Here is a 17,994-nt window from a genome sequence, read left to right as displayed (position 1 = left end):
TTCACTAAACGATATAAGAGGTTGAGTTGACGGGCTTTAGTACCCGATTTAGTACGTCCCAGGAGAGATTCGAACTCCCGACCGACGGCTTAGAAGGCCGTTGCTCTATCCTGCTGAGCTACTGGGACATGTTGTTATGTAGTGTGCTGTGGTGTATTACCTCAGCGACAAGATTCATTATATTACTATTGTTCTTTAAAGTCAACGGTTTTTCGAAAGTTTTTTCATAAGGGGCAAATGCTGCACCCTTATGAAATACCTTCCAATGTGACAGTGTTTTCGAGGTCTTGTATGACGTGACCTTCGTCCGTGAAAAACTGTACGTTTGCTTCGCTTCCATCTAGTGTCAGTATAGCATAGCTGCGCTCTTTGCGCACTCTTGGCAGGTGCACGCTGCCTGGGTTAATGAGGAGTTTTCCTCTTAGCAGTTCACTGCCAGGGATGTGCGAGTGGCCAAAGCAGATAATGTCTGCGCCTAGCTCTTCTGCACGGTAGTAGACTTGAAGCAAGGATTGTTTGATGCCATGCAGATGTCCGTGAGTGAGAAATAGTTTTCCGCCTCCGTCGAGTGGGAGCAGGAGCTCTTCTTCAAAATCGCCCATAAAGTCACAATTTCCTTTGACGACTTTGTATCCTTCGAGTGCTGGGTGGTTCGTTTCGAGTTCTGAATCTCCGCAGTGAATCATCATGTCCACTTCAGCCGCATGCCGTTTAGCAATGGTTTGAAGTTCGTCTGTGAGTCCATGACTGTCACTAATGATGAGTATCTTCATGGCTTCATTCCCCCTTATTCATTTGCGTCTAGCAATGATGAAAGCTTTTGAAGCGCGACCGCTCGATGGCTGATCTTGTTTTTTTCCTCTGGTGATAACTCGGCCATCGTCTGGTCTTTGTCTTTGACGATGAAAATTGGGTCGTATCCGAAGCCGTTTTCGCCGATCGGTTCTTCTGCGATAAAGCCTTCTACTGATCCTTCTACCGTTTTTGTTTCTTTCCCCGGTATACTGACAGCAAGGGCACATCTAAATCTAGCAGTGCGGTCTTCTTTTTCAATGCCTTGCAGCTCACTTAGCACCTTTTCCACGTTCTCGGCATCGTCTTTATGCTCGCCCGCATACCTCGCTGAATAGACGCCAGGTTTTCCGCCAAGGTAATCAATTGACAGACCCGAATCGTCTGCAATCACCATTTCACCTGCTTTGGCTTGAATGGCCTCGGCTTTGATGATCGCATTTTCTTCAAAGGTATGTCCTGTTTCTTCAATCTCTTCCGTAAATCCGATGTCTGCTAGTGTTTTGACCGTGAATCCTTTTGGCTCAAGAATGGCTTTGAATTCTTTCGCTTTGCCCGCATTGTGCGTTGCGATGATGGCAGTTTTCATCCTGATCAAACCCTTCTCTTTATTCGATAACTTCTCCTGTCACTGCTTTTTGCTTTTCAATTAATTCTTTGATACCTTTTTCGGCTAAATCAAGCAGTCCGTTTAGTTGTTCTCTTGAGAATGTCGCTTCTTCGCCAGTGCCTTGAAGTTCAACAAAGCGTCCAGCACCTGTCATGATGACATTCATATCCACTTCAGCTGAAGAATCTTCTTCATAATTTAAATCTAACAGAAGTCCCTGTTTAGAATCAATTCCGACGGATATCGCAGCTAAATAATCAGTGATCGGATTTTCTTTCAAAACGCCTTCTGATTGAAGCTTTTGAATCGCTAGTGTCATGGCAACAAATGCACCTGTAATAGAAGCTGTGCGTGTTCCGCCGTCTGCTTGAATGACATCACAATCAATCCAAATGGTGCGTTCACCAAGCTTTTCTAAATCAACGACTGCGCGCAGAGCTCGTCCAATTAAACGCTGGATCTCCATTGTACGTCCTGTGACTTTTCCTTTAGATGATTCTCTTATCGTTCTTTGAGCCGTTGCTCTTGGAAGCATGCTATATTCTGCTGTAATCCAGCCTTTTCCTTCTCCTCTTAAAAAAGGAGGTACGCGGTCCTCGATAGATGCGTTACAAATCACCTTCGTATTTCCCGCTGAGATTAAGACAGAGCCTTCTGGGTGCGTAATGTAGCCTGCCTGTATTTCAATTTTTCTTAATTCGTCGTATTGTCTTTCATCTAATCTCATGTTTTACCTCCGTTACAATATACATTCCGCGCGGGTGTCAGCGGGGTTCTCCTATTAACTTTGACAACCTCGATCCGTTCTAATCGCTTGGAATAAAAAAGAGGCAGCGAATGTGCATGCCTCTTTTTCTCCATTATATCAATGTGTGACGTTAAAAACTACCTGTATTCACTTGTTCTGGTCTTGAAACTGGCTTTGTGAGCTCTGCTCCTTTTTCGTTCACAAGCTCTGCCTTTCCGTTTACCTTCACAGACACGCTTTTCACATCTGGCAGCTCTGTTAATGTCAGCACAATGCTATCAAGAACTTTTTGTGAAATGACCTTTTTCTTTTCATCTGCACTGCCAAAAATGGATTCATTGAAATCAAGGGTCACATGACCGTCTTTTACTTTCGGGACATCATTGAGCTTCACATCTTGATCAAAGTCTGTCAGCAATTGGCTTGTTTTGCTTGGCCCAGAGACGAGCTCATCAATGGCTGCTGTAATTGGATCATCATCGTCTTTTGGTGCTCTTTTGGTCACCGGGACATAGTACGTCTGTTTGTCAGATTCAGCTAAATAGTAGACGGTCACAGGCTTTGTCGATGTCATATCAGCCGCAGCCTCGTGCTGAATATTAATGCCGTCCTCTCTGCTTAAATCATCTGAAATCGGTGTCCCATTCACAGGCATCTCTTTTAATTCATGGCCATTCATCTTTAATTTGACTTTCGCTACCGAATCAAACTGCGTTAATGTCCAAGTGACTGATTGCAAAATGCGCTGTTCGTCTTCTTTTTTATAGTTTTTGAATTCATTTGAGAAATCAACAACCGCGGTGCCATCTTTAATATCGACAGATACGCTCGTGTCCGCCGGCAGCACGGCTCTGAATCCATTTGGCATCAGGTTAGAAATCGGTCCCCCGTCTACGAGGTATTCAAGTGTTTGTTTCGCACTTCCTTCGTTTTTCGGCAGCGGAATGGATTGAGACACAACATACCCATTTTTATCAATTAAATATAATTCTCTCATGACGGTATCTGCTTGCTTCTCTTCTTTTCCTTCTTTCGCTGTTTGTTTCTCTTCTTTATTTTCTTTCACAAACGTGACATTTTGTGGTGGATCAATCTCTGTTTTCGCTTGGTCTGTTTGAAACAATCCGCATCCTGATAAAAGCATGGCTGACGCAATACACGTAACAGCTGCTGTAGTTCCTTTTTTCAGCATACTTCACCCTCCTCTAGTGGTTTGTACTAGTATGTATACGAGCTCCCTCAGAGGATTAGACCCTTTTCATAAAAAAATAACCCACTTCCATGAGAAGTAGGTTATTGCTGATATACGTGTTCAAGCGAAACCGTTTCGACCTTCCCTGGCAGGTAGCCGAACCAGTCTTGAGCGATATTTTGAAAGTTTTGCTGCTCTCCTGTTGTATAAAAAGTATGAACAGGCTCTTCCTGCGAATCATTTAACAGCCCTTTATATGAAAGAATTGTGCTCGCTTCTCTCGCTGTTTCGTCTCCTGAAGAAATGATGTTGACGCCACTGCCCATAAAGCGCTGAATCGGTTCTTTTAAAATCGGGTAGTGCGTGCAACCAAGAATGAGCGTATCAATGCCTTTTTCTTTCATCGGTTCAAGAGAAGCTTTTACGACTTCATCTGCTGTATGATCTAAAAACGTACCGCTTTCCACAAACGGCACCAGCATTGGACATGCCAGACTTTGAACAGTTAGTCCTGCTTTTAAAGAGAGCAACGCTTCTTTATAGGCCTCACTTTTGATCGTATTGACAGTGCCGATCACGCCAATATGCTGATTGTTTGTGACCTTGATCGCTGTGCGGGCTCCGGGCTGGATCACGCCAATGACCGGGATATCAAGTGTTGCTTTAATTTCATCAAGTGCTATCGCCGTCGCAGTGTTACACGCAATGACAAGCATTTTAATATGGTGGTGTCTTAATAGGTAGTGCGTCATTTCCCATGTATATTGAAGAACCTCTTCTTCTGCTCGAGGGCCGTATGGACATCGTTTTGTGTCGCCTACATAAATAATCTTTTCTTTTGGCAGTTGTCTCATGATTTCCTTCGCAACGGTTAAACCGCCTACGCCGGAATCAATCACGCCGATTGGTTGATCCAACAAAATCGCCTCATTTTCTTTTCATTTGCTGCTGTAGTTTCGTTAAAGATTGGTTGAAAACGATGGCTTCTTCTTCTGAGAAAGCCCCTAGAAGTTCACTGACGTATTCTTGGCGTTTGACAATCACTTCTTGAATGATCCGCTCGCCTTCAGGCAATAAATGAATGCGAACCACGCGGCGGTCAGACGGATCTTTCACCCGTTCAACAAGTTCACTTTTTTCCATTCGGTCAATTAAATCGGTTGTCGTGCTGCAAGCCAAATACATCTTTTGTGATAGCTCACCTATTGTCATATCTCCGAATTCATAAAGCCACTGAAGCCCTACAAATTGAGGAGGTGTAATCGTATATTGATTCAGAATTTCTCTACCTTTTTGCTTAATGATTGCAGCAATATGGCGCAATGATTTTTCAATTTCTGCAACATGACCTGACTCATTCGTTTCCATTTCATTGATACCTCACTATAGCATCTCACTTTGATTAAAACGTACATTCCTATTTTCCTCGTTTTTCAAAGAAATTGCAAGAAGAGACTCATGGAAACGATATAGAAATAACCGGCTCCTCCCTGGTGCGGAAGGAAAACCGGCTGACGTTAGAGCTCTAGCTCACCCATACGCAGAAGCTCGACTACGGCCTGTGAACGACCTTTGACTCCTAGCTTTTGCATGGCATTTGTTAAGCATACCTTTTACAAATGAGTAAAACTTACAGGATCATTTAAATCTATAATGAAAAATCATTTTTCCGTTTGGGTGGATAACAATATGATCAATGAGCTTATCAAACACATGCTTTAAATCTTTCTCTTTGTCTTCAAGCTCTCGAAGAACTGCTTGCATTTCCATCATTGAACTTTTCTCATCATGGACCTGCTGTAAGGAAAATAAACTCTGTTCAAGTTTAATTATATTAGATTGAATTTCATTCCGCTTTGTTTGGAACTCGGCTTTTGAAATAATCTGATCTTCTAAATAAAGTTCCAGCAATCTTTTATTCTGTGTTTCTAAGGATTTCAACTCTACTTTAACAGACTTCATTTGTTTCTCTTTTTGTTCAAGTGCATTTTTTTTGTAATCATGTGATATATCCTTGGAGAATTCGATTAGATTTTCAATTACTAAATCCCTGACCTCTTCATAAGTAATTGGAACATGGTTAACACAACCTTCTTGACCAGCTCTTCTGTAATTACTGCATTTAACGTATTTCCAATACGTTTTTTCACCATTTTTTTTGGCTCTGCTCGTTTGGATAATCACCATATTAGAACCACATTTACCACAAATAAGTAATTGTCTCAACTCATTCCACGGTGTGAATTTAGTTTTTTTATTGACAGTCAGTTTATTATTTGCTTTTTCCCAATCCTCTCTTGATACAATCGGCGGGCAAAAGTCTTCGTAAACGGTCCATTTTTCTGGTGGATTCCGAATGAATTTTTTTCGACCATCAACTTTTATTGTAGTATGCCTATTAGCTATATGCACACCGCAATATATAGGGTTTCTTAAAATGGTTTGAACTGTTGTGAGCTGCCAATTACTACGTTTTTTTGGAGGTGGTATTTCACCTAGCTTACATTTTTCTTGCAAAGCGTATGTAACCCTTTTATGGCCCAAGCCCTCGTCATTATAGAGGTGAAAAATTAATCTAATAACTTGAGCTTCATTTTCGTTAATTACAAGGTGTTTACCCTCTTTCATATAACCGTAGGGCACTCGACCAGAATGTTCACCGCGCCTTGCTTTTGCTGCAAGTACACCACTTATATTGACTGACATAGACTTAGGTAACTGCTCCGCAAACAGAGCAGACATTTCAAATTTCATTGACGCTTTACTCTCGTAAAGAGAGTCATAGTCCTCTTCAAGAGTCACTACTCGAACCCCATTAGAAACCAAAATTTCTCTGATATATAAAGCGTCTTTCAGATCCCGAGCAAGACGAGTGATAGATTTAAAAATCACCATCTTTATTTCTTTCTTTTCCGCCAATGAAAAAATGTATTTCATTGCTGCCCTATCTTCAAGGACGGTTCCGCTGATACCATCGTCTAACAAAACAGAACGGTCATCCCATTCGTAATTATGTTGCTCAATCCAATATCTGCAAACGTCAATTTGGTTTTCCTTAGAACTTATTTGCTCGTCGCGGTCTGTCGAAACCCTTGTATAGACCTTATAAGGGTAATCGTCATATTTGATGATTTCATCAACTGATTCTTTGCGGAAATGCATATAACACACCCCAATTGTGAATTGTTCTTACTAAATTATAACATCCTGACCATCAATTCCGTAATATTCTTAATTTGGAAAAAAATTATTTTCTCCTCTTTTCAATTCGATAATATGATAGACTTAATTGGAAAATATTTGTTTTGGAGGGTCTATTTTGAATCTTATTAAAACTTTTCTCCTTTTGATTTTATGCGCCTTATTCATATCTGCTTGTGGCAAAACAGAAAACACTTCCACAAGTAACTCTAGTAAAAAAGAAGAGAGTATTGAAACTAAAGAAAAATTAAACGTAAAGATCACTTTGGATAAAGAAATCACAAACAATAAAATTATTATCATTAGTGGGAAAAGCAACTTACCTAAAGGTACGAAATTAAGGATTCGTCTTGAACACAAAAATTCTCATAAAAACTCAATAGTTAATTCAGTTGTTCAAAAGGGTGGATCTATCGAGTATAAATTCTTTAATGAAGATGACGGAGTATTTGATGATGGGAAATATATTGTATATGTCGAAACACTACCGGTTCTTGAACAAACTGAAGTTGTTCAAGAAATTTTAGGAGACAATGGTTCTAACCTCACTGGTCCACAGATTAGCGGTGACTCAGAACTAAAAGCTACTGCTGAAATAAATTTAAAGATTAACAATTCTGATGTTATAACCGAGGAGGAAACTTTGCCTAAAGATAAAGATGCAGAGGAAGAGAAAAATGAAGTTTATACCTCAGAAGAAGTTGAAGATAACAGTGAAGAAGATGAGTTAGATATAATAAAAGATGATGCAGAAATAGAAATCAAAAAAATTATCGAAGAGAACTATAAAACCACATCGATTGAAAAAATTGAAATTAACGAAGATATGGGTGCGAGTGAGAAGAACAAGTTAATTGCTCTTGTTTACTTATCTTTTGATGCATTGAACACAAGTAAGACAGCTTATAACATGGTTGAAATGTATAGTGATGACTTAGCTGCAAACATTGGTAAAGATCATGATACAGTCAATCAGATAGCTGTATTTTGGAAAGTCCCTTATATAGATGAAGATGAAACATTAGCCAAATTCTCATACGAACGTTCGGGAGAACATATGATAATCACTGATAAAGTATCTTCTTTAAAATAACCCTTCGACTTGAAGGGTTTCATTCATTATAACCGAACTTACATTCCCTAAATGAAAAAATATAAGATGAGTGGAACTTTTAAAACTTACAAGTAAGATGATAAATGTGGTATTATTATAATACTTTATTATGATAATACATAAAACACATTGAGTTTTTGGTAAAATAAAACAAACGGGAGGTAACTTATGAATAAAATATACGAATCGAAAATATGGAGAAATATAAGTTTTTATAAGACGTTACACTTTATAGTTTACACTTGGATTTTGACTACCATTTTTAATAATATTGCTGATAAAGAATTAACCAAATTCTTGAATGCTAATAATGAAACAATATATACATACAACTATTCGTTTGGAGCCACCGGTCTGATACTTGTGATTCCCGCAGCATTACTTGGTTTATTTATTGTAATAGTGTTGGTCAAAATAAGAGATAGACTTTTCCCGAAATTAAATACACTTAAGGCAATAGGGTTCATACTAAAATTAATCAAATTATTATGGAAAGCTGTACTATACGTAGGTTCCGCTACACTATATCTGATATTCTTGATTACGGCTTTCTTGTCTAAAAGTGGGGGGAGTACTTCTTCTGACAGAGGTAGTTATAGGAAAGCTTCTGTCGGAGGTTCGAATAATTCGAATAGTAGAGAGAAATTAAAAAAGGAAGCAGAATGGAAAGCCAGACAATTGCAAAAGGAAGCTGATTACGCATATAAACATGCGGGCAAACAAGCCCAATATAATATCAATTCGTCTCATTTTGACAGCAAACTCAATAGAGCAAATGCAAAACAACATGAAGCTAATAAAGCAGCGAAGAGAGCGCGAAACTTATAATTATGTTTTCATCAAGCACTTTAATACTAATCTGTTAAAAGACCACCTTGCTATAGGGTGGTCTTTTAACAGATTTTTAAATTTTATGGAGATTTTAATTATAAGAGCAGTCTTTCTTCTATCTTTCTTTATTTGTGATAACACACACCTTCAAACTCTTCCACACTCGTTATTTGAACGTCTAGTCTTTATCACCTATGTAAATTGTTTCATTTTCACGGAATTTCAGTATTTATCCCCCAATCAATCTCCGTATAATGGTAAAATCGCTAATGATTGTAACCAAGCATTAAAGGAGAATGCCATGAAAACCTTAGATGTTCAGGCTTTTCATCATGGAATTGATCAAACCCTGACACAGTTAAAACAACAATCACAACATATGAAATCCCTTGAAAGTCAAATCAATCGAATCATTTCACTGGATGGCGCATTAAAGGGTGAGGCTGGAGAAGCCATTCGAGCGTTTTATGCAGAGTGTCATATCCCTTTCTTGCAATTCTTTCAAGTCACCCTTGAAGAATACAGCAGTGCACTCAAAAAGATAAAGAATGCACTTCACGCATTTGAATCAAATGAAAATGGCTTTATCTCACAATCGTTTCTCGAACATGAGCTGGATCAAGGGTTAAAAAATGCCGAACGAGCTGTATCTCATATCGTGTCAGATGCGAGCAGCGCCATCGGCAAGGTCAGCCATATCATTGATTTACCAAGTGTGGACGAGTCTGCTTTTCAAGCCAGCTACCAAAAAGCCTGGATGAACATCTCAAAAACCATCGGCACGCTCCATGCCTTTGACCGAGAACAAGCAAGTGCTTTGAATGAAACCAAGAACTCCATCCAAACAATGAAGGAATACATAGACACTCTAGGCACGATGTTCACTGGTGCAAAAATCGAGATCACCAGTTATCAAAAAGGATCCATTCTCAAAGATGAGGAAGACAAAAAAATCAGTAGTAACCTAAACGAATTAGATAAAAAAATAGACAATCCCGATGAAAATCCAATGATGGTCATGCTAAAAAAGCTGAATGAAAAAGAGCATTCAAATGTGGATACGGTTGTTCGCAATGATACACGTCGAAACATCCACACAGAAGTAAAAGCCAACGACCCATCGCTTACCCCGTTGCAAAAAGAAGCCTTGAACAGAAAAAAACGGATTCATGGAGACATCCGGGTCATCAATGGTAAACTATACAATGTAAAAGGCATCAAAAAACTCAAAGAGTTCGATATCGCAGATGAAGTCGTCGTAGACCCATCAGAGGTTGATTACATTGGCGGGCGTTATACCGTTTACGCCAATAAACAAATCATCCGAACGTATATCGCAAATGGTAAAGTTAGAATCGAAGAAGTCGACCACATCCCAGCAAGCCGAAGCCATGGAAACGTCAAACGCATCTTAGATGGTGAAGTCGTCTCAGCCGCCGAAAACATCGTCCTAGAATACAGCGGCATTTACGATGGCTACCGAGCCATCACAGGCAAAGACCCTGAAACGAACCAAAACATCAGCAGCACAGACCAAGCCCTATCCGCAATCTCTATCATCCCATTGATGAAAATCATTAAAGGCGGGAAATATGTTTTTAAGATTGATCAAGGGAAGAATGTGGTAAAGAGGGTTGAGACTGTTGAAAAAAGGGTCAAAGGCACGAGAAACTCCGAAAAGATACATGGAGTAAAAGACTATATCAAAGACGTTGAAAGTATTACAGGAAGAAAAATACCAGATAATCAAAGAACCCTTCTTAAAAAAGAGTTGAAAGAAAATGATTATTCCAATAAATTACCTAGAGAAGATGTAATGAAACACAGGCAAGACTTTCAACGAAAAAAAGACGGATTAATTGATGAATGGGAAAAGAACACAGGTCAAAAATGGCCTACATATTCAGAACCGGTACTTTCAAAAAGAGGGCGAGTATATATTCAAAAAGGTGATAGGTATGATGCACATCATGTTATAAAAAATGAGCATGGCGGTCCAAATGAATGGTATAACATCCATCCAGCCAAAAGACCAGACGAGCATCAAAGTGGCATTCATCGTAAAGACGGTCCAGAAAAAAAATTGTTTAAATGATTAATATTATAATAAAATTTCATATGGAGGAAAGAGATTATGTATGATTTTGAATTCTTCAATAAATATGTATCAGACATAGATGACCCACAAAACGAAAAGAAAAAGCACGTTATATATCGCCTAGAAGATGATGTTATTGAAGCAGAAAAGAGAGTGGGGAAAAAATTTCCTGATGAACTAAGAGAGTTTTATTTAAAAGTAGGGTATGGATTTATTTGTAATCTTGATAAAACCCATAGAGATAGGTTAATGGATCCACATAGTGTTGCTGATTTTTTACTAGATGAGGACGATTTTATAGATTCAAGCATTAGGGAACTATACCCCGAGAACATGTTAGTATTTTTTGAAGTTGGTGAGGGAACATATATCACTCTAGATTTAGACCAAGAACAAGAGAACGGTATTTGTCCTGTATACTATTTTGAAAAGAAAATTGCAACATCACTCGAAGATTTTTTGAAGAAAATGGATGAAGAACCAGACTATTATATTCATGCTTAAAGTGACTTGAGATTTAAATAAATTTCAAAAAAATGGTCATATACTTCTTCTAAAAACAATAGACAAAAAAGCCCCTCCAATAAGGAAGGGCTTTTCTCTTTACTTCTTTTTAACTTCAATATATTTAGATGCAGCAGTGATGTACAGTCCCGATTTAAGTTTATACATTTTTGATCCGTTAACTGTCACAGTCTTATCAATTGTAAAAGCCTCTCCTGGCTTTACTTTTTTATGTTTCGCTGACCAACTAGGCTTATCATAAACCCATAGCCACCCGTCAGCATTCGGCTTCACCACGGCCATTTTAACGCCTTTTGGCGCTGGTTTATTAGTAGGCTTTGTTTTATTTGAAGAAGACACCTTTTTTATACCGACAGCCGCCGCGATTCCTTCTGCATGTCCCTCGGCTAACAAATTCAGAAACGACTCTTGTTTCAGCAACGCAGCATCTTCTTTTCGATCAATAAAAAGGTTCTCTGTCAAAATCGCAGGCATCTTTGTTTCTCTTAAAACTGCTAAATTTTTAGACTTGGTTCCGCGGTTTGATGTTTTATCTTTGATTTTGCTAAGAATCACATCATGCACAATCTTTTGCTGCTTTCCAGTGCCAGATGCTGCAGATAGTTTATCAAAACGAAACGTCTCGAAACCCGTTCCTCCACCAGCATTGATGTGGATAGACACAAAATAATCAGCACCCCAATTATTTGCTAGTCTTGCTCTTTGGGACAGATCAATATAAACATCAGTTGATCTTGTGAGCTTAACTGTTGCCCCGTATACCTTTTCAAGAATCGCTTTTGTTTTCTTTACAATCTTTAATACAAGATCCTTCTCTTTCAACCCGTTTGCTGCTGCGCCTGGATCATGTCCGCCGTGTCCCGGATCAAGCATAATTTTCTTTGTCATGTTCATCTACTCCTTCAAATTGTTTTATATAGAAAAAAGCCGCCGATTACTCAGCAGCTTTCTTTTCTGATTCATCTTTTTGACTATCGTTTTCGATCACATGAAGACGGTCTGTAATGGAAGCCGGAATTTTAACGCCGATCTGTGCAAGGTTCTCTACGATAGACAACCCCTCATTGGCGATATAAAAAAGCACTGTACCAAAGGTCAGCACTCCGTTAAGTCCCATAATTTGATCAATGATATTAGCCACAATCACGACAACAAAACTAAGCATTTTACGAACATAACCGAACCATGCTGTACGGCTGCGTAGTTTGCCAACTTTCCAAGCTTTGATAATTCCAGTCAACACGTCGATGACGCTTAGCAGCAAGAGCAAGTCTAAAAATTTCACTCCGCCAAATAAATAAGTCTTCGCTAAATCTAAAGTTTCAAAGTTAATAAACACTATCGTTTCCTCCATTTCGTTAATCACCTCCTTTAAGAAGGCAAAATAAAAAGCACCTGTTAAGATGCTGTTGAACCTAAATCCACAGAGACAGCAGGCTTTTCAAACTTCAATCCTGTGATCTCTTCAAATTCTGTTTTACTTATCACTTTCAATGACACGTATTCCCTCATGATTTCAAAACGCCCCAATCCCAAAATACTTTTATGTCGGCCGCCGTTGGATAAATCATGATGCCCCGCCTTTCTGCAGCTGCGAAAGCTGCAATGTAAGGAGAGCGACTTGTTCTTTTAGCAGCGCTACATCATCTGGTGGCGGTGGATCAGGCTGCAAACTATCCATGTATTCTTTAGATGCCGCCTCAAACCATTCTTCTTTATTGGGATCATACTTTGCAATAAATAGCCCATCTGGCGGCTGTTTATCTGTATAGCCTTTGGGTATTTTTTCTCCGTTTTCTACATCTACTAAAATATCTTTACCAGCTTGCCAAATGTAATTTTCATCATATTTATAAACCCAGATCATATTCGCACCTCCCTTTGTTACTTTGCTTTAAAACGGAATCCAAACGTAATAAATTCATTGGGATTCACCGTATTCGAGCAAGATTGAACACAAACTCGACCGTCAGTACCTATATAGGTTCGGTGATATTGTGGTACACCCGGTGTTCCCAAACTGGATGCGATACCAATAAAGTGCATTGGCTGCATGGGCAAGAATCCATCAAGCAGTGTAAATGCCTCGACATCATTACCTATCACCCCACCAGTAATAGACCCAATGATCTCCACGACTCCCAAAGCATCTTTTGAGTAACGTAATGTGTGCGGAATGCCGTCTGATGATACATATTGCTTCCAACCTTTGGATAGGGAGGGGACCTTCCACGAAGTAACAGTATCAGCGTCTGTGAGGACTCGTTTCCAACCTCTGAAAACATCACCGTGAACAGTGCTAAACCACATCGTGTTTTTATAGCTCGCTACAGCTATAATCATTTTTCGATCTGAATTACTTTCCGATATGTCATAATTAAACCACCCAATATCAGATGGATCGGGATTATTTAAAAGTCTGTTGTTAATCCCGTAATACAACCCCGGCGGCAATGTTAATAAGTCAGCACCATCAGGTATCAATTTTCGTGTCCCTGAATCTTGCGTTAGTTTATAGATCTGGCCATTATTCCATTTGTTTTTGTCTGATTCTGTTACGTGAATCTTTTTGTTTCCAAGGTGCGGATCAACATATTCTTTTGCTGCTGCAAGTGCTGCATCTGCTTTAGACTGCGCGCCTTGTTTAGTTTCGATTTTTTCCAAGTCCTCGAACTTGGCCCTCAGATCATCAATCGTTTGTATAGACTCTTCATACAACGAGTTTATTTTCTCTCTTAACGCCTCAAATTCATCCACATAATACTCAGTAATCGGCACAATCTCTTGATCTATAAGAGACTTAGATATTTTGAAAGAGAACTGATGGACAGACATAGATTGATCATTTGTATAATACAAATTCAGCTCAGCTTGTACATTTCCATAATGCTTGACCTCTTTGTCTGATAAAACGTATTCGGCGTGACCATTCACTCTATCAACTATCGTTACGTCCCTAATGAATCGGCTGCCGTCAGACATCACTAATACAAGTTTCCCTGTGACAGCTGCTAGAGGTAACGGCACGCCATCTTTCGTGAGTTTGAATATCAACCGAGCAGTCTGACGATCCTGTGTCCAAAAATTAATACTGGTTGAGACGCTTGAACTTGAATAGGCATTTACATCAAAAGACAATGTCCCGTTTTTAGTTACCATCATCACGCCTCCTTTGTGACAATTTTTCGGATGTAATCGTCATTTTTAGTACCATAATATCCGTTGAAGTTGCTACCTTGAACAATGACTCTACCTGTCCCCTTAGTATTAGCAACGTTAACTTCCCTTGCTTTAGCGTCTACAAGTATCGCAAATGATTTTTCGACTCCTCGAATTCGGTTGTTTTCGATTCGTCCGTCGTATCCGCTGCCAACGTAGATACCACCACGACCTTTTGCTTTATCCTGCTCTTTATTGGTGTTGAAAATGTTATTGTCGCAAATGTCAAAGTAATCGCAATTTTGTACATATATCCCATTTCGACCTGTAGAGTTAATCTCGTTTCTGCTTATTGTAACGTGGGCTGATTTCGTTACAGTGGATGTTTTATCTCTGCTTTTTTCAATGAATACTGCCTCTGTATCCATATTAGAAATCTCGTTGCTTTCCACAAATGTATTAAAACACCCTTCGATCCATATTCCACGACGACCGCCGTACAATCTGTTTTCAGATATACGTGCATTTTTAGCATGTACAAGTTTAATTGCTTGTTCATTTTTATGTTGACCATTGCTCTGCGCTTTGAGATGGAAATAGTTTCCGAGTATTCTAATGCCATCACTCCATGCAATTTCCTTTTTATAAATCTGCCCGAAAGTCAGGATTGCATAGTCTCGATAATCGTAGAAATCGTTTCCTCGTATCAATACGTTTTGAGCACTTTGTGGTCGATCCTTCTGAGTTCCGTCGATATTTTTAGAACTTTCAATACCTCCGTTTGCTTGCGTGATCCTAACACAATCACGACAGCGCTTGAATCTGTTATCAAGTATCTTCACTTCACCCCACTTGAATGTTCTAATTCCAGCGAAGCCACAGTCTTCAAAGGTGTTGTCGAAAATTGTAATATCAGTTTGAAAAACATCATAAACTGTGTAATGGTTTCCTGAACCACACCCCCATGCACCAAGCAGGTCGGATTTACCGAATTCATTATGAGCCACTAATACATTTTTGTTCGGTGTTCCATCAAATGCACCAAATTGATTCATTCCTGCTTTCGTAAATTCTCCTAACTGGATTGCCTCAGAATAAGGTCTGTTTTTAGCAGGACTTAAATCAATGAAGCCTCGGAACTTGCAATTTGTTATTTGTAAATTATTAATTCCATTGGCATCAATGGCATGAGCCGTGATCGTGTCCTTAAAAATAACGCGATCAATTATAATGTTAGACGCGTGACCTAAGATGATTGAGTCCATTGCATTTGTAGGATATTTGCCTATATTGGCGTAGTTCCCATCAAGTGTACCGCCTTCTATGATGATATTACCTCGCCCGTTATAGCCTTTGAAATGATCCGTTGGTAACCCATTAATAAAAAATCCGCCAGCCCAACCACGCAGTAGAACACAGTTATGCGCCATTGTAACCCGTGTGTTTTCATAAACGACCATTCGTTTTTCAATCAAATATATTCCGTCGGGAATGATTAACTGCCCACCGCCTTGACGGTGTATCTCATCCAGCGCTTTCTGAATAGCTGCCGCCGAAGGTTTTTTACCTGTTGGATCAACACCGAAGGTAAGTGCGTTTTTATAAACAAATCGACTATTCATGATTGCAAACTCGTAGTCTAGGCGATCTTTAGCCGTCTTGTGTATACTAGCGTCCGTTGCGACTCGTATATCTACAACCTCTTTTACGTCCTTGCCATCATGGTTCAATACAAGATTTGTCAATCTAGCCCACACATTGTCAATCCTGTTGGCAACAGTAAATAGCCCATGTTTAATCTGATTAGAAGAGTGCGCTTTTTCATGGTTCTTATGAGAGTATAATTCTGTAGCGTTTTTATTAAGCTCGTTTTCAATTGTCTTCATATCCCCACGCAATTGGGATTCGTAGACCGAGTTACGGGTTGTGTCATAATCCTTTTTAAGCCGGACCAATCTATTCACTCCTTTCAATTCCAAAAGAAAAAACGCTCTTAATTGAGCGTTCTCATCAACTGATCTATATATCTTTTTTGCTGCTTAATCTGCCGCGCCTGACTTACTTGATAATCTTGAATGTCTTTTCGGAAGTTGGCAAAAGTCATTTTAGGGCTGTCATAAGGATTAAGGGGATTATAGGTGACAGACACTAGTCTTACATCGTCTTCAAACGTGATCCCGTTCGCCGTATCAGCAATGACATGTATTGTGTCGCCCTTCCAAAAATCCTCTTCTATTCCTTGTAGTGCTGGCTCATAAATATACTGGTATTCTGCCTCAACGACCACGTCAGGATATGGATTTACGTGCTTTTTCAAAGCAGATACCATGTTGCTTGCCTTTTTTACTGTGTCGTCTCTTATCGGCTCACCCCAGCGCGGCTTTCCCTCAATAAGTAACTTATCTTCATCAGGATGGATGTATAGGATAGGCTCAAATTCGTATTCAGGCTCTTTCTCCTTTTCATCCTCGTTCGTTTTAGTATCACTTTTCTTAGCTTTCTTTTCTGCCCCATAACCCCAAGCGCGCGTTGATGTGTTTTGATCATTGATCTTCAACTTAAAGCCTGGCATATTGTATCGGCTGTCGAAAGTGTAATCTACTACTCTTCCCATCTTTTTATATACATAGATGACGTAGTTGTTTACATCAAGCTCTATTTCATAATCATCAACGATCTGATCCATTAATTCGATTCTATTCTTTTCGCCGAAGCCGTCTTGATCAACCGTATCAAATGCTGATTCTTTTTCTTTGAGAACATATTGAAAAGGTGTGTCCGCAAGTGCAATGTCTAGGGCTTCTTTGATGTTCAGTTTCTTTGACGTTTTTTCCTCGACTCTGCTATTTACAAGAAGAACAGTATACACATGATTGGCCGTTACCTTTTTCTGCAGCACGTTTTTCCTGCTCTGATCAAGCTCAATGTCTGTAATGTAATACTTTTGATGGTTGTATACTTTCTCGTCTAAATACAGTATGTTCCCTGGAACAAGCAAATCAAATTCTGCCCCATTATCCTCAGTCCGTAGAAGGGTAAATGTGAAACTCTTCTTACCTGTTGTATCGTCTTGAAGCTCCAATACTGCGCCCACGATTTCCACAAGTTCCTTGCCGTCTTTGGTTGAGACATGCAGCTGCCTAAAATCAATATCAGAAGGTAGTCCGTCGTTTAACTCTACGTCCTTTCCCTGATATTCCTTGCTTGGATATGTCGGTTTAGGTGGTGTTTCAGGTTCGCTTGGTTCATCTGGCGCATCATCAAAGGTGTCGTATTGTGTGAGTTTGTAAGTAAAAATGATACTGTTTAATTTTGTTGCATAGTTGATATCCGTGGCGTATCCAGCTTTTGAAACTGCTGCAGTAGCCTTTTTGTAATCTTTTTCACCTACCACATTTTTATAGCGACTCAAACGAGTATATAGACTCCCAAGATCAGCTAAGCTCTCCGCGTAAGATGGATACTTTCTAAATTTCGCTTGTATCCTTGTAACGTTCCCCTTCTTATCTTGTTCGCTTGTCCACATGAGAACATATTTACCGTTATATGTCCCTTTAATTCCAAACAAATTATTTGCTTGTTTAGAAAGACCACTTGATCCGAAACCACTTTCTAAGCACCCTTGAGCAATGACAAGGCTCGCTAGGACATTATATTTTTTATAGACTTTCTGCGCTCCTGGTGCTAGTTTCTTTATAAAATCTGCTGCAGCCATGACATCCCC

The 17,994-nt window shown here is 39.4% G+C and carries 17 protein-coding genes, 1 tRNA gene and 1 pseudogene; 4 read left to right on the top strand and 15 right to left on the bottom strand.

Annotated features, from left to right (window positions below):
* Window positions 1–54: 54 nt before the first annotated feature.
* The 9 genes and pseudogenes from ACTJKA_RS09795 to ACTJKA_RS09755 all read right to left on the bottom strand — a co-directional run bounded on the left by ACTJKA_RS09795 (window position 55) and on the right by ACTJKA_RS09755 (window position 6,504).
* Window positions 55–128 (bottom strand) — tRNA-Arg (locus ACTJKA_RS09795).
* A 120-nt stretch (window positions 129–248) separates the two neighbouring features.
* The gene (locus tag ACTJKA_RS09790; RefSeq protein ID WP_008345914.1) at window positions 249–773 is read right to left on the bottom strand and encodes a YfcE family phosphodiesterase; all 525 of its coding nucleotides are present in this window, start codon (window positions 771–773) and stop codon (window positions 249–251) included.
* A gap of 14 nt (window positions 774–787) precedes the next feature.
* Complete coding sequence (locus tag ACTJKA_RS09785) at window positions 788–1,390, bottom strand: XTP/dITP diphosphatase (RefSeq protein WP_144716601.1); 603 nt, start codon at window positions 1,388–1,390, stop codon at window positions 788–790.
* A gap of 10 nt (window positions 1,391–1,400) precedes the next feature.
* Window positions 1,401–2,129, bottom strand: coding sequence for a ribonuclease PH (gene rph / locus ACTJKA_RS09780; RefSeq protein ID WP_007501599.1), 729 nt, complete (start codon window positions 2,127–2,129; stop codon window positions 1,401–1,403).
* Window positions 2,130–2,280: 151 nt separating this feature from the next.
* The gene (locus tag ACTJKA_RS09775) at window positions 2,281–3,342 is read right to left on the bottom strand and encodes a GerMN domain-containing protein (RefSeq protein WP_125589917.1); all 1,062 of its coding nucleotides are present in this window, start codon (window positions 3,340–3,342) and stop codon (window positions 2,281–2,283) included.
* Window positions 3,343–3,443: 101 nt separating this feature from the next.
* On the bottom strand, window positions 3,444–4,262 hold the full coding sequence (gene racE / locus ACTJKA_RS09770) for a glutamate racemase (protein WP_099496659.1): 819 nt from the start codon (window positions 4,260–4,262) through the stop codon (window positions 3,444–3,446).
* Window positions 4,263–4,269: 7 nt separating this feature from the next.
* Window positions 4,270–4,710 carry a MarR family winged helix-turn-helix transcriptional regulator gene (locus ACTJKA_RS09765; protein ID WP_007501606.1) on the bottom strand — a complete coding sequence of 147 codons (441 nt, stop codon included), beginning with the start codon at window positions 4,708–4,710 and terminating at the stop codon, window positions 4,270–4,272.
* A gap of 149 nt (window positions 4,711–4,859) precedes the next feature.
* Window positions 4,860–4,946: pseudogene (locus ACTJKA_RS09760) on the bottom strand (hypothetical protein); the annotation flags it as partial.
* 34 nt (window positions 4,947–4,980) lie between these two features.
* Window positions 4,981–6,504, bottom strand: coding sequence for a recombinase family protein (locus tag ACTJKA_RS09755; RefSeq protein WP_440607740.1), 1,524 nt, complete (start codon window positions 6,502–6,504; stop codon window positions 4,981–4,983).
* A gap of 157 nt (window positions 6,505–6,661) precedes the next feature.
* Here ACTJKA_RS09755 and ACTJKA_RS09750 point away from each other — a divergent pair, with 157 nt between their 5' ends.
* The 4 genes from ACTJKA_RS09750 (at window position 6,662) to ACTJKA_RS09735 (ending at window position 11,090) form a co-directional block, all read left to right on the top strand.
* Window positions 6,662–7,636 (top strand): hypothetical protein, encoded by a 975-nt coding sequence (locus ACTJKA_RS09750; protein WP_322535909.1) that lies wholly within the window; start codon window positions 6,662–6,664, stop codon window positions 7,634–7,636.
* 189 nt (window positions 7,637–7,825) lie between these two features.
* Window positions 7,826–8,485 (top strand): hypothetical protein, encoded by a 660-nt coding sequence (locus ACTJKA_RS09745; RefSeq protein WP_322535910.1) that lies wholly within the window; start codon window positions 7,826–7,828, stop codon window positions 8,483–8,485.
* 304 nt (window positions 8,486–8,789) lie between these two features.
* Window positions 8,790–10,583: a T7SS effector LXG polymorphic toxin gene (locus ACTJKA_RS09740; protein WP_440607739.1), complete on the top strand. Its 1,794-nt coding sequence runs from the start codon at window positions 8,790–8,792 to the stop codon at window positions 10,581–10,583.
* Window positions 10,584–10,622: 39 nt separating this feature from the next.
* Window positions 10,623–11,090, top strand: a complete 468-nt coding sequence (locus ACTJKA_RS09735; RefSeq protein ID WP_251218873.1) for an SMI1/KNR4 family protein — start codon at window positions 10,623–10,625, stop codon at window positions 11,088–11,090.
* Between the two features lie 99 nt (window positions 11,091–11,189).
* Here ACTJKA_RS09735 and ACTJKA_RS09730 read toward each other — a convergent pair whose 3' ends face one another.
* The 6 genes from ACTJKA_RS09730 to ACTJKA_RS09705 form a co-directional block, all read right to left on the bottom strand.
* On the bottom strand, window positions 11,190–11,999 hold the full coding sequence (locus ACTJKA_RS09730; protein ID WP_440607738.1) for an N-acetylmuramoyl-L-alanine amidase: 810 nt from the start codon (window positions 11,997–11,999) through the stop codon (window positions 11,190–11,192).
* A gap of 46 nt (window positions 12,000–12,045) precedes the next feature.
* On the bottom strand, window positions 12,046–12,465 hold the full coding sequence (locus tag ACTJKA_RS09725) for a phage holin family protein (protein WP_111292142.1): 420 nt from the start codon (window positions 12,463–12,465) through the stop codon (window positions 12,046–12,048).
* Window positions 12,466–12,678: 213 nt separating this feature from the next.
* Window positions 12,679–12,978, bottom strand: a complete 300-nt coding sequence (locus tag ACTJKA_RS09720) for a hypothetical protein (protein WP_440607737.1) — start codon at window positions 12,976–12,978, stop codon at window positions 12,679–12,681.
* 17 nt (window positions 12,979–12,995) lie between these two features.
* The gene (locus tag ACTJKA_RS09715; protein ID WP_322535917.1) at window positions 12,996–14,270 is read right to left on the bottom strand and encodes a phage baseplate upper protein; all 1,275 of its coding nucleotides are present in this window, start codon (window positions 14,268–14,270) and stop codon (window positions 12,996–12,998) included.
* Window positions 14,271–14,272: 2 nt separating this feature from the next.
* On the bottom strand, window positions 14,273–16,225 hold the full coding sequence (locus ACTJKA_RS09710) for a right-handed parallel beta-helix repeat-containing protein (protein ID WP_440607736.1): 1,953 nt from the start codon (window positions 16,223–16,225) through the stop codon (window positions 14,273–14,275).
* Between the two features lie 38 nt (window positions 16,226–16,263).
* Window positions 16,264–17,985: a phage tail protein gene (locus tag ACTJKA_RS09705; RefSeq protein ID WP_440607735.1), complete on the bottom strand. Its 1,722-nt coding sequence runs from the start codon at window positions 17,983–17,985 to the stop codon at window positions 16,264–16,266.
* Between the last annotated feature and the right edge of the window lie 9 nt (window positions 17,986–17,994).

The organism is Bacillus sp. 22190 (assembly GCF_052045575.1).
GTDB classification, from domain to species: Bacteria; Bacillota; Bacilli; order Bacillales; family Bacillaceae; genus Bacillus; species Bacillus altitudinis.
This window is presented reverse-complemented; position numbering and strand designations above follow the sequence as displayed.

Excerpts from the sequence above, each read along its gene's own strand:
- ACTJKA_RS09790 (WP_008345914.1), bottom strand. The coding sequence starts at position 773 with ATGAAGATACTCATCATTAGTGACAGTCATGGACTCACAGACGAACTT.
- rph (WP_007501599.1), bottom strand. The coding sequence starts at position 2,129 with ATGAGATTAGATGAAAGACAATACGACGAATTAAGAAAAATTGAAATA.
- ACTJKA_RS09775 (WP_125589917.1), bottom strand. The coding sequence starts at position 3,342 with ATGCTGAAAAAAGGAACTACAGCAGCTGTTACGTGTATTGCGTCAGCC.
- ACTJKA_RS09765 (WP_007501606.1), bottom strand. The coding sequence starts at position 4,710 with ATGGAAACGAATGAGTCAGGTCATGTTGCAGAAATTGAAAAATCATTG.
- ACTJKA_RS09755 (WP_440607740.1), bottom strand. The coding sequence starts at position 6,504 with ATGCATTTCCGCAAAGAATCAGTTGATGAAATCATCAAATATGACGAT.
- ACTJKA_RS09745 (WP_322535910.1), top strand. The coding sequence starts at position 7,826 with ATGAATAAAATATACGAATCGAAAATATGGAGAAATATAAGTTTTTAT.
- ACTJKA_RS09740 (WP_440607739.1), top strand. The coding sequence starts at position 8,790 with ATGAAAACCTTAGATGTTCAGGCTTTTCATCATGGAATTGATCAAACC.
- ACTJKA_RS09735 (WP_251218873.1), top strand. The coding sequence starts at position 10,623 with ATGTATGATTTTGAATTCTTCAATAAATATGTATCAGACATAGATGAC.
- ACTJKA_RS09730 (WP_440607738.1), bottom strand. The coding sequence starts at position 11,999 with ATGACAAAGAAAATTATGCTTGATCCGGGACACGGCGGACATGATCCA.
- ACTJKA_RS09725 (WP_111292142.1), bottom strand. The coding sequence starts at position 12,465 with ATGGAGGAAACGATAGTGTTTATTAACTTTGAAACTTTAGATTTAGCG.
- ACTJKA_RS09720 (WP_440607737.1), bottom strand. The coding sequence starts at position 12,978 with ATGATCTGGGTTTATAAATATGATGAAAATTACATTTGGCAAGCTGGT.
- ACTJKA_RS09715 (WP_322535917.1), bottom strand. The coding sequence starts at position 14,270 with ATGGTAACTAAAAACGGGACATTGTCTTTTGATGTAAATGCCTATTCA.
- ACTJKA_RS09705 (WP_440607735.1), bottom strand. The coding sequence starts at position 17,985 with ATGGCTGCAGCAGATTTTATAAAGAAACTAGCACCAGGAGCGCAGAAA.